This is a genomic window from Mesoplasma tabanidae, assembly GCF_002804025.1.
GTDB lineage: Bacteria > Bacillota_I > Bacilli_A > Mycoplasmatales > Mycoplasmataceae > Mesoplasma > Mesoplasma tabanidae.
The window spans coordinates 322,146-338,914 of sequence record NZ_CP024969.1; the positions used below are offsets into that span (position 1 = coordinate 322,146).

General features: G+C 24.8%; 13 protein-coding genes and 1 tRNA gene. All 14 read left to right on the forward strand.

Annotation, left to right across the window (positions count from 1 at the left end):
* The first annotated feature begins 10 nt into the window (after positions 1-10).
* The 14 genes from MTABA_RS01490 (at position 11) to MTABA_RS01555 (ending at position 16,747) form a co-directional block, all read left to right on the forward strand.
* Positions 11-4,036 carry a protein translocase SecDF, variant type gene (locus MTABA_RS01490; protein WP_100679436.1) on the forward strand — a complete coding sequence of 1,342 codons (4,026 nt, stop codon included), beginning with the start codon at positions 11-13 and terminating at the stop codon, positions 4,034-4,036.
* Between the two features lie 24 nt (positions 4,037-4,060).
* Positions 4,061-4,573, forward strand: coding sequence for an adenine phosphoribosyltransferase (locus tag MTABA_RS01495; protein ID WP_100679437.1), 513 nt, complete (start codon positions 4,061-4,063; stop codon positions 4,571-4,573).
* Positions 4,574-4,630: 57 nt separating this feature from the next.
* Complete coding sequence (locus MTABA_RS01500; RefSeq protein ID WP_100679438.1) at positions 4,631-5,188, forward strand: DNA-3-methyladenine glycosylase I; 558 nt, start codon at positions 4,631-4,633, stop codon at positions 5,186-5,188.
* 80 nt (positions 5,189-5,268) lie between these two features.
* Positions 5,269-7,566, forward strand: coding sequence for a RelA/SpoT family protein (locus tag MTABA_RS01505; RefSeq protein WP_100679439.1), 2,298 nt, complete (start codon positions 5,269-5,271; stop codon positions 7,564-7,566).
* Positions 7,567-7,832: 266 nt separating this feature from the next.
* Positions 7,833-9,440, forward strand: coding sequence for a site-specific DNA-methyltransferase (locus tag MTABA_RS01510; RefSeq protein ID WP_100679440.1), 1,608 nt, complete (start codon positions 7,833-7,835; stop codon positions 9,438-9,440).
* 1 nt (position 9,441) lies between these two features.
* Positions 9,442-11,619: a DEAD/DEAH box helicase gene (locus tag MTABA_RS01515; RefSeq protein WP_100679441.1), complete on the forward strand. Its 2,178-nt coding sequence runs from the start codon at positions 9,442-9,444 to the stop codon at positions 11,617-11,619.
* 155 nt (positions 11,620-11,774) lie between these two features.
* Complete coding sequence (locus tag MTABA_RS01520) at positions 11,775-12,740, forward strand: IS30 family transposase (RefSeq protein WP_100679442.1); 966 nt, start codon at positions 11,775-11,777, stop codon at positions 12,738-12,740.
* Positions 12,741-13,124: 384 nt separating this feature from the next.
* Positions 13,125-13,403 (forward strand): hypothetical protein, encoded by a 279-nt coding sequence (locus MTABA_RS01525; RefSeq protein WP_100679443.1) that lies wholly within the window; start codon positions 13,125-13,127, stop codon positions 13,401-13,403.
* 1 nt (position 13,404) lies between these two features.
* Entirely contained in the window at positions 13,405-13,965 is a 561-nt protein-coding gene (coaE, locus tag MTABA_RS01530; protein ID WP_100679444.1) for a dephospho-CoA kinase, read from the forward strand.
* A gap of 62 nt (positions 13,966-14,027) precedes the next feature.
* A complete protein-coding gene (truB, locus tag MTABA_RS01535; RefSeq protein WP_100679445.1) occupies positions 14,028-14,888 on the forward strand; it encodes a tRNA pseudouridine(55) synthase TruB in 861 nt (286 codons plus the stop codon).
* Positions 14,888-15,433: a nucleotidyl transferase family protein gene (locus MTABA_RS01540; protein WP_100679446.1), complete on the forward strand. Its 546-nt coding sequence runs from the start codon at positions 14,888-14,890 to the stop codon at positions 15,431-15,433. The genes truB and MTABA_RS01540 overlap by 1 nt, the downstream gene beginning before the upstream one ends.
* A 112-nt stretch (positions 15,434-15,545) precedes the next feature.
* A complete protein-coding gene (gene rpsO / locus MTABA_RS01545; RefSeq protein WP_099651123.1) occupies positions 15,546-15,812 on the forward strand; it encodes a 30S ribosomal protein S15 in 267 nt (88 codons plus the stop codon).
* Between the two features lie 69 nt (positions 15,813-15,881).
* A tRNA-Gly gene (locus tag MTABA_RS01550) sits at positions 15,882-15,955 on the forward strand.
* Between the two features lie 75 nt (positions 15,956-16,030).
* Positions 16,031-16,747, forward strand: a complete 717-nt coding sequence (locus MTABA_RS01555; RefSeq protein WP_100679447.1) for a DxFTY motif-containing membrane protein — start codon at positions 16,031-16,033, stop codon at positions 16,745-16,747.
* The last annotated feature ends 22 nt before the right edge of the window (positions 16,748-16,769 follow it).

Consider the following 16,769-nt stretch of genomic DNA (forward strand, 5'->3'; position numbering starts at 1 on the left):
GAGTAAATAAATGAATAATAAAAAAACTTCATTTAAAAAAATAGCGCAAACCTTTTGTCTGCTTTTGATTATTTTTTCATTAATAATTTCAATTGTTTTCTCTTCATTAAGTATAGCTAATAAAACTAACTTAAATACTAGGTATTCTGGTGGATATGATGCTCTTATTGAAGTGTATGATGAAAAACAAAATTCAACTTCACCAGGATCAGCAACTACACCAAACGGTGATGCTAAATTAGCAGCTGATTCTTTACAAAAGAAACTGTCACCATTTTCTGATAATACAATTGATGTTAAAATAGTTGGACAACATAGAGTTTCTATTAGAGCAACTAAGGAACAATATCAAAATAATCCAAAATTATTTATAAATGCAATTGAGCAAGATGGTGGTTTAATGGCATTTACTCAATTAAATAATTCATATACTGATGTTTTATTTGATAATGCTTCTGTTAAAAAAATAACAGGTTCTGAAAATGGAATTTATGACAGTAACAATAACATAACAAATAAATTAGCAATTTCTCAAATTTTTGGTTCAGTTAAATATACTCCTGACAAATCTCAAAATAATTCTGGTCAACAAAATTCTCCATTCTTAACTTTTGAAGAAGGTTCAAATGGAAGTTATTTAAAAAATCTAACAGCAGCTACAACAGCATCTGAAGGTGGAGCTTCAACTCCTGCAAGTTTAACATTAATTTCTTCATTTGAAACTATTTTAAATAACTTAAGAGAATATTTTTTACAAACACCAAATGAAAAAGATTTAGATAAATATTTAGAAAATTATTATACAGGTGTTATTCAACCAGTACTAAGTTTCTATCCTAATGCTGATGCAAAACAAAAAGCTGTTATTGATGATTTTTTCACAGTTTCATATATGACTTCAGATGGACAAATGCCATCTACTTCATTAATTTCAGGAACTTTTAATAAATGATGAACAGACAGTGCAACAGATGAAAAAATGTTATTTAATACATCAAATAATACAGAACTTATCGTTAAAGAACTAAAAGCTTTATTTTATGGTGGAGTTTATGGAAACAAAACAAGCCCAAAAAATTACAGTTATAGCTTTACAAATAATGTTAATAAATATGTTATTGACCCTAATTCAACAACAGATGACTTTAAAAAAGCCGAAAACGGTAAAGAAGCAGGTAAGTATTCAGAAAATTTAACATTATATGCTGGTAATTCTGGTAGCCAATCAATGAGAATTGATGATGTTGCAAAAATAATAAATGATATTATGTTGTCAAAAGTTTTATTTGCCCAAAAATCATCTTCTTCAACATTTTCACAATATCTTGATGAATCAATTTTTGAAAAAAACTTTATTATGATTAATGATTCTATAACTCAAACAGGTGTTTCAGCAGCATCAGAATCACTATCAAGAGCTTCATTTACACCAAGTGTAGTTTATAATGGAGCAACAAGTCAATTAAAAGTAAAAACAAGATCAGCAACTATTGCAAAAACAATTGAAGCTTCAATTTCTCAAACAACTTCAGGATTTAGTTTTAAGGTAATTAAGCTAACTGAATTTAACCCAGAAATAACTCTTTACATGTTATTAGCGTCAATTATATTCTTATTAATTTTAGCTATTATAACAATGGTATTTTTAGTTATTGCATATAGATTATTAGGTATTTATACATTAATAATTGCGGTAACTTCAGTGGCTGTAACACTATTTACTCCAACAATATTTGGTATAGCAATAGGTATAGAAATTTATACTTTAATCTTTGTGATGGTTGGGCTTGTTTTAGAATCATGTATTCTGACAATAGAAGCATTTAAGAAACATCTAAATAAAGAAAAAAGATCTATTACTGAATCATTTAAATTATCATACAGAGAAAATTTAGGAATTATACTTGATTCATTTATCTTAATATTAATTCCTAACTTAATTATTTTCTGAGTTGGAACAGGTTCATTAAAAAACTTTGCTACTGTTGCAACAGTATCTACAGCAATAATTTTAGTTTTAGTAATTGTAGTCTTTAGATTAATGCTATATTTAACAGTTAAACTTGAAATATTTAAACACCATCCATTATGATTACCTATTGATACAAAAGATATTAAATCAGGTGTTGCAATTCGTGAAAAAATTAACTTATCAAAATATGAATATCAATTAAATATTTTAACTAATAAAGATAAAATTAGCTCAAAAGAGTTATTAAAGATCAAAAAAATTAATGATTTAATTGAAAATTTAAAAACTAAAATTGAAAATAAAGAAAAAAATTATCAATTAAAACTAGTTAAGAAAAATAAAGAAAAAACTATTAAGTTAAATCAAAAAATAGAGAAGTTAGAAAAATCAGATAAAAAAATTCGATGATATAAAAAAGACTGAATTGCGTTCTTAAAAGTTAATCGTGATGTTGCTAAAGTAATTTCAACCAATGAAGAAGTAGTTGTGGTTGAAGAAGCTAAAACAAAACGTAATCAAAACTGAATTTTTAATATAAATAGAATTATTATAGTTTTATTATTAGTATTCTCAGTGATTGGTGCAGTTGTAGCTGCTACAGTAGGTCCTAATTATTCAAACTTATTTGGTAAAGACAATACTTATATTGTTTATGGTGAGTATTTATATAATCTTCCAGGAAATAATTTTGACAATGTAGTTTTAAAAATTGAAGAAGGTCAATCAAAAGAAAAAGCTGATCAATTTAGAGCAGAAGCTGAAGCAATGGCAAAAGCTGCTAATCATAATGATATTGAATCTGGAGCAGATGATAAAAAATTCGTAGCAGATCTAAGCAAATATACAATTGAATATATATTTAGCAATGATTTAGTTAAAACTTTTTATTCAGGATATAAAGGAACCACTAAATTAAATTCAGTAGTAGCTGGAACTGATTATGGACATAAAGATGAAAATATTTCTGATGATGATTTAATGCCATACATTCAAATTGAATTATCAAATCAAACAAATATTACAAAAACAAAAAGATTATTAAATGGTATTTTTACAGGTAAAACTCGTTTAGGAAGTAATTACACAAATGCTTCAAAAGGAATTTTAGGAATGTATCAAATTCCGTTTACAGCTTATGGACAAATTAATCAAATAATTGTTGCCTTTGCATTATTAATATTGATATTAATTGCTTATATTTTAATTAGATACAAATGAACTTATTATGTAGCTTTAGCACTAGCACTTGTAGTTGTTGTTTTAATAACAGCATCTCTTGTAATAATGTTTAGAGTTCCATTAAGTACAGAAATATTAGTAACAATGGTTTCAATAGTAGCATTTACAATAATGTCTGTAATATTCATTCTTGGTAAAACAAAAACTTTAATTTCAATTAAAAATAAAAATGAATTAAGATACGAGTTTGAAAATGAAGCAAATGCTCAAGCAATTATTAAACATAAAGTTTTAGAAGCTATTTATAATAAAAAAGCTTTCAATAAGGCTAATAAAAAACGTATCAAAGATATTAGAAGAGAAATTGTTAATATTAAATTAATTAAAAAATCAAAATTCTATGTTTGAGATGCATTTAAAGCATTCTTTAAAACAAATAAGACTCCTGAAATTGCTGATTTAAGAAAACAAATTAAAGTAATTAGAAAAGAAAATAAAACTGATCTAAAACCTTTAAGAAAACAAATAAAAGTTGTTAAAAAAGCAGGAAGAAAAGAAATAACAATGATTTTAAAAGATAATAAGTTTGTTAAATCATTATTTGTTGATTCTTTAAAATTTGGAGTTAACAGATTAATTTATATTTCTGGTTTCTATTTAATATTTGCAATCATCTTAGCTATTACAATTCCATCAATTGCTGGAGTTGGAATTACATTATTAATTGGTGTGTTTGTGGCAAATATTGTTATTCTAACAATGTCATTACCATTATTAATATGATTAGAAAAACGAAGAATAGTTGCAAACTATGGTAGAAAAGAATTCATTTCTCAAACTAATGTTTCTCAAGAAGAACAAATAGTTAAAGACATTAATGATTAATTTATAAAAGGAGTAAATAATAATATGGATTTGAAAAAATACATTTTAAATGTTAAAGATTTCCCAATTAAAGGTATAGATTTTAAAGATGTAACACCTTTACTAAATGATGCTGATGCTTTTGCTTATGTAATTGATGAAATGGCAAAATTTGTTGTTGAGTGCGGTGCAAATGTTGTAGTTGCGCCAGAAGCTAGGGGTTTCTTATTTGCAAGTGCTGTAGCTTATAAATCTCATACACGATTTGTATTAGTTAGAAAACCTGGTAAATTACCACGTGAAGTAATTGACATCGAATATACATTAGAATATGGGACTAATCATCAACAAATGCATAAAGGCGATATTAAACCTGGAGATAAAATAGTTATCATTGATGATGTTTTAGCTACTGGTGGAACAATCGAAGCAATAGTTAAATTAGTTGAAATGCAAGAAGGAAAAGTTGAAGGAGTATCATTCTTAATTGATTTACCTGTCTTACATGATGAAAATTTATTACATGAGTACAAAGTGCAAAAACTTGTAAAATATTAAGATTAACACCTATAATTAATATAGGTGTTTTTTTATTAAGAAAAGAAGGACAAAATAATGAAGGCTAAGCAAAGATGCGATTGATCAATAAATGAAATTTTAAATAATTACCATGACAATGAATGAGGCATACCAAATCATGATGATAATTATATTTTTGAAATGCTTTTACTTGAAAACATGCAGGCTGGTTTAAACTGATTAACTATTTTGCAAAAAAGAGATGAATTTAAGTCAGCTTTTAATAATTTTGATTATAAAATTATTGCTATATATCAAGAAAATAAAATAGAAGAATTAATGAGTAACTCACAAATTATAAGAAATAAATTAAAAATTAATGCTGCCATTTCAAACGCGGAAGCTTTTGTTAAAATTCAAAGTGAGTTTGGTTCATTTGACAAATATATTTGGAGTTTTACAAACAATAAACAAATAATTAATGATTGAAATTCAATAGCAGAATTGCCAGCACAAACAGAACTTTCAAATGCTGTATCAAAGAATCTGAAAAAAAGAGGTTTCAAATTTGTAGGCCCAGTTATTGTTTATTCATTTTTACAAGCAATAGGAATTATTAATGATCATTTGAATAGATGTTTTTGTAAAAAATAAAAATTCAATGTATAAGAGTTTTATAGACTTATTTTAGTCTATTTTTTTGTTATAATCTTAAAAATAGAATGGGTGATTTTATGGCTGGTATTGCTTTACCTAGAAAAACTAGTAAAAGAGCTTCAACAAACTTAAATATTGTTGAAATAAAAGATTATGCAACTTTAGAAAATGAATTAAAAAAATATATTAAGGATAGAAAAGCATTAAACAAAATTAGAGAAGCTTATTTGTTTGCTGAAAAAATGCACAGTGAGCAAAAACGTAAAAATGGAGATCCATATATTTACCACCCACTTTCAACTGCTTATTATTTAGCCCAATTACAAATGGGACCTAAAACAATTAAAGCTGGATTATTGCATGATGTTGTTGAAGATACACCAGTTAAAATTGAAGAAATTGAAGAAAAGTTCGGAAAAGAAATTGCGTCACTTGTTGAATCAGTTACAAAAGTAAGTTATTTTGCTGAAGAAAATCGTGAACAAATTAAATCTGAGTATTTGAGAAAACTTTACATTTCAATGGCAAAAGATATCAGAGTTATCATTATTAAGATTGCTGATAGATTGCATAATATGTTAACTATTGAAAACTTACCAGAAACAAAACAAAGAGTAGTTGCTAAAGAGACATTAACAATTTATGCAGCAATTGCTCATCGTATAGGGATGAAAAATGCTAAATCTAAATTAGAAGATATGGCATTTAAAGTTTTAAACCTAAAAGATTTTGATGATATTGAGAATCTAATTGAAAAAGGTCGTGAATCAAGGGAAGTAAATATAGCAAAAACAATTGAAGATATATCGTTTTTCTTAAGAAAAGAAAAACATATAAAAATTATTGATATTTTTGGAAGAGAAAAAACAATTTACTCAATTTATCGAAAAATGAATGTGAATGGAAAACAGTTTGAAGAATTACATGATTTAGTTGCAATTAGAATCATTGCCAAGTCAACTGATGACTGTTATAAAATTTTAGGTTATTTACACCAAAAATATTTACCTTTATCAGGTAGATTTAAAGATTATATTGCAACACCCAAAAATAACGTTTATCAATCATTGCATACAACTTTAAGTAATAGCAAGGGAATGTTTTTTGAGGTTCAGATTAGAACTCAACAAATGGATGATGTTGCTGAAGCTGGTGCTGCTGCTCACTGAAGATATAAAGAAGGTGAAGTAGTTGATATTGCTAAACGTCAAAAACAAATTGACGAACAAATTGATATATTTAGTAGAATTTTAGATTTAACAGATCAAATTAACGAAGAAGAAAATTCAAAAGAAAGAGAACTAGAAAATCAATTACAAAAAGATGTTTTTGGTTCTATGATTTATGTACTAACTCCATCTCAGAATGTTATCACTTTACCATATGGAGCAACTGTATTAGACTTTGCGTATAGAATTCACACTGAAATTGGTGAGAAAACAACTGGAGCTAAAATTGATGGAATATTTTCACCTATCAACACTGTTTTAGAGTCTGGTCAAGTAGTTGAAATTAAAACTTCATCAAAACAACAACCAACACATGAGTGATTAAAAATAGCTACAACTTCAAATGCTAAAAATAGAATTAGAAAATATTTAGGTAATAAACTTAAAGAAGATAATTCATTTGATGAAGATAGAAAAGAACTAGCTAGAAAAACAGAAAACTTAATTAACTCTTATATTAATCAAAAAGAAATTAAATGAAAAAGAAAATCATCAAGTGAGATTCTAGAAGCTGTTAAAAAAGCTGGTTATACTAATTTAGAAGAATTTTTAATAAGTGTTGGTAAAGGTGAATTGTCAATTGTTGAAGCAACTGACAAATTCTTTATTAACCATAACTTCTCAAAAGATGAAGAAGCATTAAGAAGCATTCAATCAAAAACAATAAATGATAGAAGTTTAAAAAATGATATTGTAATTGATGGGATTACAAACATTAAAACATCAATTGCAAGTTGTTGTTTACCAATACCTTATGAAGATGTAATAGGTTATGTTACTAAATCAGGTAATGGTATTAAAGTTCACTTAAAAGAGTGCTATAACTTATATGCTAGTGAAGAAACAAAACGTTTAGTTCAAGTACAATGAAACTCTGCAGTAGCTGAAAATAGTTTATATACAACTAAGCTAAAATATTTTGCAACTGATAGACCAAATCTTTTATATGACATATCAAGAGCCTTATCTAACTTAAAAGCAACAACAATTAATGTCAAACTTGGTGTTGATGATAAATCATTACTTGTTAATGGAGAATTAACAATTAAAGTTAAAAGTTCTGCTCAATTAAATCAGATTATTTTAACAATTAAATCAATCGCAAATATCATTGATTGTGAAAGATCAGTTAAAAGTATTAAATAGGTTTTCCTAAGAGCATAAGTAAGCATTAATTAAAATACTTTTTTTGTTAAATCAAGCATATAATAATAAATAATATTTTTAAACGAGAACTGTTAGTTCAATTTTTTGTTTTTTATATTAGAAGAAAATAAAACACAAAAAGAGCAAAAAATAAATTAATTTTGACGTTTAGATATAATCATTATGATTCATTGGAAATTAACGAGTAGTTTAAACTGAATAAACTTTTTTAATTTATAATATTATTAAATGAATGGAGTAAAAAAATGAACAAGCAAGAATTGAATGACTTAATTTTAAGAATAAAAAATCAAAAAAAACTTAGTGAAGAAGAGCTTAATTTAGTTGAAGAAAATATGTTAGAAACAACTTTAGGGCTTAAATTATATTACACAGATGTAGTCGAAAATTATGAAGGAAAAAATATAATTAATTTTAGAAATGATAATTATTTATACTTAAAAGAAAATAAAAAATATAATTTAAAGAATAACAAAAATTCAAATTCAAATATTCTTATAAATGCTGATAATTTTTTGGCATTAGAATGTTTAAAAGATGCCAATACAAAAATAGATTTAATTTATATAGATCCGCCTTATAACACAGGGAATAAGGATTCTTCTATTCGCTATAACAATGAATACATTGTTTCAAATGATAATTTGAAACATTCAAAGTGATTATCGTTTATGAAGAAAAGATTGTCACTGTCTAGAGAACTAATTTCAGATAATGGACTAATCTTTATAAGCATAGACGACAAGGAATACGCATACTTAAAAGTTTTGATGGATGAGATTTATGGTGAAGAAAACTTTTTGGCAACAATAGTTGTTAAATCACTTCCCAATGGCAGAGTTATTAAAAAAGGATTTGCAAGACAACATGAGTATGTTTTATGTTATACAAAAAATTATACGAACAATGCGTATGAAGATATTAAAATAGGTATTGTTAATAGTAACAATGAAACATTAACTCCTTTGCAAAGGGGAGGAAACAATTCTTTGTCAACTGAAAGACCAAATAGGTTTTATCCTATATTAGTTTCTAATGGAAAACTTTCAATGATAACAAATGAAGAGTACCTTCAAATGAGAAACAATAAGGATGAAGAAAGAATTGAAAATTCATTATTTAATGAAAATTTAATAAATAGTTTAGATGAAAAATATAAAAATCTTGGCTTTGAAGTAATTTGACCAAAAGATTCTAAAAATGTCAGAAGAGTTTGACAGCGAACATTTGAAAGAGTTTCAAAAGAAATTAAAGAAGGTAAAATCATATTTGATTTAAAAACCAACAAAATATGTTCTAAGCCTTTAGAAATTAAAAATCCTACAACAATTATGGATGAAAAGGACTTTGCTTTTTCTAATGGAGCCAGATTGTTAAATGATATAATAGGAAAAAACGAGGAAAATAATCCAAAATTTGGTTATCCAAAATCACTTGGTTTTATGGAGTATTTAATAAACTTAGTTCAAGATGATCAAATTACAGTTTTAGATTTTTTTGGTGGTTCAGGAACAACTGCTGAAGCTGTTATGAACTTAAATAAAAAAGACGGTGGGGAAAGAAGATTTATTCTAGTCACTAACAATGACAATAACATTTGCAAAGAAGTTACTTTGCCAAGAATATATAGTCTAATAAGTAACGCTGATGATCAAATAATTAAAAATTTAGGTATAGAGCAAATAGATCCTAAATTTCATAAAAAATATTCTGAAAATTTTAAATTTTTAGAATTAGCAAGCTTAAATAAATTGGACGGACAATTTGAAGAATTATTTGAATCAGAAGAAATGTACATGGAAGAGTTAAATTCAGAATTGAATATAGATTTAGTATCTAAGGGAAATAAATAATATGGAATTATTAAATTTTCAAAAAAATATAATAAGTAAAGCAATCAAAACATTACAACTTGAAAATTCATTTACATTTCAGGCACCAACAGGTACAGGAAAAACTTTTGTTATAGCTAATTTAATATCTGAAATGATATTAAACTATAATGTTTTATATCCAAATGAAGAGTTCACTTTTATTTTTATAGCTCCTTCTGCCGGAGAATTATATTCACAAAGCTATGAAAAAATGGCACTATGAATGGATAAAAAAAATATAAAAAGTTTTAATATTATTAATAATAAGTCTACTTCAACTAATTCATTAATAATGCCTTATAGAATCTTTGAAAAAGATAGCGTTTATTTTTTTGGTTGATCTTCTTTAGCAAAAAAAGATAATAAGATAACAACTGAAATTTCTGAAAACAATACATTTTGAAAAACTTTAGACAGAACAAAGAATCAAAAGAGAAAAGTTGTTTTAATAATCGATGAAGCACATTTAAATAATACAAAAATAGGTAAAGACTTTATTTCTAAAATTGAACCTGACAAAGTAATAAAAATGTCTGCCACAATATCAAAAAATGAAAAAATTGATTATAAAGTTTCTTATTCCATGGCAATAGAAGAAAAAATAGTTAAAAAAAATTTTAGCATTAATTCTGATTTAAAAATTTCAAATCCATCATGAAGAGAATATATAAGCTCTGCTATTAGCAAACAAAAGGAAATTAAAAATGCATATAGAATTAACAAAATTTTTCAGAACCCTTTAATATTAATTCAAATACCTGATATGAAATCTAACACAATAATTGATGAGAACATTATTTTTGATTACCTTGTAAATTATTTAAAAATACCAAATCATAAAATTGCTATTTATTTAGATAAGGTAAAAACTCATACAAAGGAAGAAATCAATACTTATAATTCAGAAATAGACATTCTTATTTTCAAACAAGCAATAGCTACTGGTTGAGATATACCTAGAGCTAATATGTATGTTAGATTAAGGTCAATAAAAGAAGAAAATTTTAAAATTCAATCTATCGGTAGAGTATTGAGGAACCCTTTATTAAAATATTATAATAATGAATTAATTGATAATTGCTTCGTTTATACAGACTCCGATGAATTGATACAAGAAATGGTAATTAATTTTAGTGAACAAATAAATAAAAGAGATTTTTTTGTCAAAGAGAATTTTAAAGAGCAATTTGAAAATCCTATAAATATTGTTAGATTAAAATATAATTTAAAATTTGATAGAATTAATACTTCAGAAGTTGTGCAAAAATTTGTGAGTAGCGAACAAATTATTGCGAATATAAAAAAAACAATAGATGATAACTCTAAAAATAATTTCAGTTACGTTGTTTCTTATAATGAAAGCATTGAAAACTTAGCGGAAAATAAAAAAATGAAAAATGAGTGATTAAAAGGTAGACAATTACAATTAAACTCAAACAATTTAACACTATTAGAAATTAAAAATTTAGCTTTATTTAAATATAAAAATAATTCATATTTTGAAATTATTAATATTTTATCCAAAGAATTGTCAGTTAAATTTAATATAAAAATAAAAGATTTATTTTATACAATGATAAAGGTTCCTACATTTAGAAAAGAAATAGAAGAAATAATTTTTTCAATAATAAAGAATAGTTTAATTATTGAAAAAGAAAAATTTTTGCTTCCAAAAATTATGCAGTATGATGCATTTTCTTTGGGACAACGAGAAGATTACAATTTAACACCATATAAAGATTTAGCGCTATATTCAATAGAAGAGAGGAAAAAAGACTTTGATTCTGATTTAGAACAAAATTTTTATAACTTTTTAACCGAAATAAAAGATAAATATAAATTGAATTTAATTTTTAGAAATTCTACTGATCAAAATTCGTATTTTTTTAATTATGTATCCTCTTCAGGAAAGATAAGAAAATTTTATCCAGACTTTATAATAAAACAGAATAATAAATATATAATATGTGATACAAAAGATGAATTTTACGATGATGAAATAGAAGAAAAAAAACAAGCATTCAGCATTTACAAAGATTTTATAATAAATGAAAATTACAATATTATTTTTGGTATGGTATATAAAAAAGGCAATAACAAGTATGAGTTAAGAAATAATGATGGTAATTTTAATATCGAATCAATCTTTTTAGAGTAAAAGGGCATAATGAATAATAAAAACATTTTATGTATCATAAAATACGAATTAAAATTGGAACTGCAACACTTATGAGAAAATAATCTCATAGGAATTGCAGTTTTTTTTGATACAAAAAAGCAACTCCTGACCGATCAAAGCCCAAAGGAGTTACCATGAATAATTATAAACAAATATCTTTAAAAGAAAGAACATTAATTGAATATCTATTAAATATTCAAAATAAATCTGTTTCTTTTATAGCTAAAGAATTAAATAGAAATAGATCAACTATTTACAGAGAAATTAAAAGAAATAAAGCAGCTATAATTTATAAAACCAAGGATTCACAATTTACTAGAGATATTAATAATACCTTATCTCATCAAAATAAAATAAGTAAATATAATGAATTCTTGAGATTTCTTTATGTTAATTTTAATCCAAAAAGTTTTAGCATTGATGTTTGTGTTTTTAAAGCCAAAGAACTTGGGATTAAAACACCAACAACCCAAACTGTTTACAATTGAATTAAGAATAAGCAAATAAAAATTAAATCAAAAGATTTATTGAGACCTAGGTTTTGATGAAAAAAGTCTAGTAAATATAAGCATTATCTATGAGAAATATCAAAAATGAATTCCATTCCAATTACTTATAGACCTAAAAATATTAATCAAAGAAAAGACATTGGTCATTTTGAAATTGATTTAATTGTTAGTTCTGGCAATAGTTCAAAAGCCATAATGACACTAGTTGAAAGAGTTACCAGAAAAGGTTTTGCAATTAAATTAGAAAATAAAACTATGAAACATACAAATGAAAAATTAAAAGAATTAATTGGAAAAGAAAATTTAAATATTAAATCTATTACTAAAGATAATGGTATGGAATTTAATCTTTTACATGAAGTCACACAAGAATTAAACGTACCACTTTATACATGTAATACCTACGCTTCTTGTGAAAAAGGAACTAATGAAAATTTTAATGGTTTGATTAGAAGATATTTACCTAAGAAAACTAATTTTACAAATTTAAAAGATGATAATATAATAGAAATATTAAATGAAATAAATAAAATGCCTCGTAAAATTCTGAACTATAAATCAGCTCAGGAATTTTATGAGACATTCGGTTAGAAGTGTTGCACTTCCAATTTTAATTTATATTTTATGTATCATAAAATGTTTTTGGTTCATAATTTGTGAAAAATATTTTTAAGAAGTAAATATTATAAAAATGAAGCTTAACTTTTAAATTTCATTGTATTTTATAAAATTTATTATTTCGATGAGAATCCAATCATATTAAACAATATTTAATAAGGAAACTGTTATATTATTAAAAAAGAATTTTTAAACTCTATTTTATCCCATGTTCTTAATTAAACTTGCTGATGAATTTAAAGCATGAGTTACTATAAATAGAAATACTCTTTTTATGAAGTCTTAACTAAAATAATTAGAAGTAGTTTCCAATCAAGTATTTTTAGATTAAAATATATTGTAAAGGGGCGTGATTGAATGAGTTATTACTACAAACCAAGTATGGGTTATTCAGTTCACGCTCTACAAAGAGCTAAAGAAAGACTTAAATTGCAAAATAAGCAAGATTGAGAAGTAAAAGAAGCAATTAAAAATCATATTTTTAATTCTACTAAAACCTTTAAAATTAATGGAATGTTATATTTATCAGCATCAAACACAAACATATTTTTTGTTATCAATGAAAGTAGTAATACACTTGTAACTGTAACACTTGTATCAGCTGAAAAGCAATTAAGATTGATGGGTGGTTGATAACATGATAATTGGAGTATATGGTACTATTGGTGCTGGTAAAACAACTATTTCAAACAAAATTAAAAAACTTAAATTTAAGGTTGTTAATGCTGATAAAATTGCAAGAGATATTTTAAATTCTAGGGATATTCAAAAACAAATAAAAAATTTATTCCCTAATGCTTTTGTTGTTGATGAATTAGATAGAAGTAAATTGAGAAAAATTATTTCAGAAGATGAAAAAAGCTTAAATAAATTAAACTCTATAGTTTGACCTGAAATCAAAAATCAAATTTCATTAATCATTAAAACAAATCCTGGAAATATTGTTATAGACGCAGCATTATTGCCAGAATTAGATCTTGAAATTGATAAATATATTAGAGTTAAATCAAATTTAATTACAACACTTTTAAGAGTTAAAAAAAGAGATAAAAAATCTTTTAAAGAAACATATAGAATTTATAAGCAACAAAAACAAAGAATTAATAAATATAAAATAAATGATGAAGTAATAATAAGTAATGATATATGAACAAAAAATATAACATATAAGCAACTGCATAAGAAAATTTTTAAATAAGATATGATGATCTTATTTTTTTATATCCAATAATTTCATTTAATTAAGATAAAATAAATAGTATGAATAAATCAGGAATAATAATTTTAAATAAACCTCAAGGTTTAACAACAAATCATTTAATTCAAAGACTTAAAAGAAAATTAAATGTTAAGAAAATAGGACATGCCGGAACATTAGATCCTTTAGCTACGGGTTTAGTCATTTGTTTAATTAACAGTGGTACAAAATTGAGTGATTATTTTTTAAATGAAAATAAGGCCTATGAAGTAACAATGAAATTATTTAAGGCAACAGATACTTATGATAGTGATGGAGCAACAGTTGAAGAACAAGAACGCTTTGAAATTGGAAAGCAGGAAATAGAAAAGGTTATCTCAAGGTTTAATGGACTTACTTACGAACAAGAACCACCAATGTATTCAGCAATAAAGATAGAAGGTAAAAAACTTTATGAGTATGCTCGTGAAAATCAAGTTGTAAAAGTTAATAAAAGAACTGTAAAAATTAATTCTTTAATTTTTGATAATTTTGAAAATGATGAAATATCATTAACTGTTTATTGTTCAAAGGGAACATATATAAGAAGTCTTATTGTTGATATAGCAAAAGAACTTAAAACAATAGCACATGTTACACGCTTAAATAGAATTGAGTCTGGAAACTTTAAAATTGGTGATTCAGTTTCTTTAGACGAATGCCAAGAATCAAACTTAATTGAAATGGCTGATGCAGTTAAAATGGCAGATTATGAAATTATTAAATTAGAAGATACATTGAATATTGAACATGGCAAAAAAATTGAGTTACAAATTGAAAAAGATATTGTTTTTATTTCTAATAATTTAAATCAATTAATTGCTTGCTATGAAAGAGAAAAAGATAATTTATTTAAATGTAAACGTGGAGGTTTGAATATTTAATGAAGGTTTTCAGAACTGATATAAATAACATAATTCAAAGTCAAAAAAAATCCTGTGTTACTATAGGAATGTTTGATGCTATGCATAAATATCACAAAATCATTATAAATAAAGCTCAAGTAATAGCTAAAGAAAATAATTTAGAATCTATTATCATAACTTTTAGTCATAAACCAAATAAAGAAAAATATACTTTGCTAAATGAAGAAAAAAAAATTAATTTTATAGAAGAGAATTTTAAAATAGACAAGTTAATTATTTTGAACGTTGATGATAATTTAATCAAAACATCAAAGGAAAAATTTGTTGAAATTTTAAAAACTAAGCTTAATGTAATTAAATTAGTTGAAGGCAGTGATTTTAGATTTGGTTTTGAAAAAGCTGGAGATGTGCAATTCTTAAAAGAAAACTTTGGTACTGAAAATGTTTTCATTTTTGAAAGAGATGAAAACATATCAACTTCAAAAATTAAAGAACTGGTAAGAGAGAATAAAATTGATCAAATAGAAGATCAACTAGAAGTTGATACTAATTTATTGAAATAATAATTTTAAAAGTCTATAATATAAAAAGTGATTGTTCACCAGAGATGCTATTCGCTCCCATGAATACACCTTTGATGAAACACTAAAAATCAAAATGAAAGGGAGACAGATCATGATTTCAAAAACAAGAAAAGCTGAAATTATTAAAGAATTTGGTGGAAGTGATGCTAATACTGGATTAGCTGAAGTTCAAATTGCTTTATTAACAGAAGATATCGCTAACATGACTGAACATTTAAAAGAACATAAAAAAGATGTTCCTACAAGAAGAACTTTATTAAAAAAAGTTGCTCAAAGAAGACACTTATTAGACTTCTTAATTAAAAAAGATGTTAACAGATATAAAGAAATTATTGCTAAATTAGGTTTAAGAAAATAATTTCAAAAAAACATTAAAAATTATTGACACGTAGATTTAATTTTTATATTATATTTATGTGTCTAAGACGCAGGTGTAGTTTAATGGTAGAACTTCAGCCTTCCAAGCTGACTGTGAGGGTTCGATTCCCTTCACCTGCTCCATTTAAAAAGTAAAACAACCGTAAGGTTGTTTTTTTATTTTTTGATATAATTAAGAATAGAAAAAAGGTGAATCAGATGAGTGATATTAAAGGCTTAGACTGAAATAAGACAAGAGAATTTAATCTTGAAAGAACAAATATTTGAATAAGTTTTGCTTTTGAAATTTTGGTTGTTGTTTTACCATACGTTGTAATTTGAATATTAATAGGTAGTTCATGAAACACAACGAAATATCATAATTATTACAATTTTTTACCATTAAAAGAATTTTTACTTTCTTTAATATGTATTGGATATGTATTAATAGCCTTAACATTTAACTTAATAACCTATTTTTTAAAGTGACAAAGAGAGGATAGTTTTACTTTTACAATATCTATTGCATTATGCTTAGCGGGTTTAATAATTAATAGCATTTGAATTGATAATTTATCAATTGGTGGATTTGCAATATTTTTGAAATTAATATTCTTAGTTGTATTCGCTTTAATTGGTATTTTTATAGGAACCCTTATAACAATGCTAATAAGAAATTTTAGATTTAAAATTGAAGAAGAAGATCAAATATTGTTGGAAGCACATAAAAATGGTGAAGAAATCCCAAGTATTAAAAAAATAAGATTACAAAGAGCTGAAAAATACAGAATTAGAAAAGAACAAGATTTACAAGAACTTAATAGATTTAAAAAGGAACTTGATGAAAAAATTGCAATTGAATTAAAAAATAAAAAGATTGAAAAATTGGATCAAAGAGAAAATAAAAAACGTAATAAAAAATCTAATAAAAAATAACTAAGTTTATGTATTAAAAAGC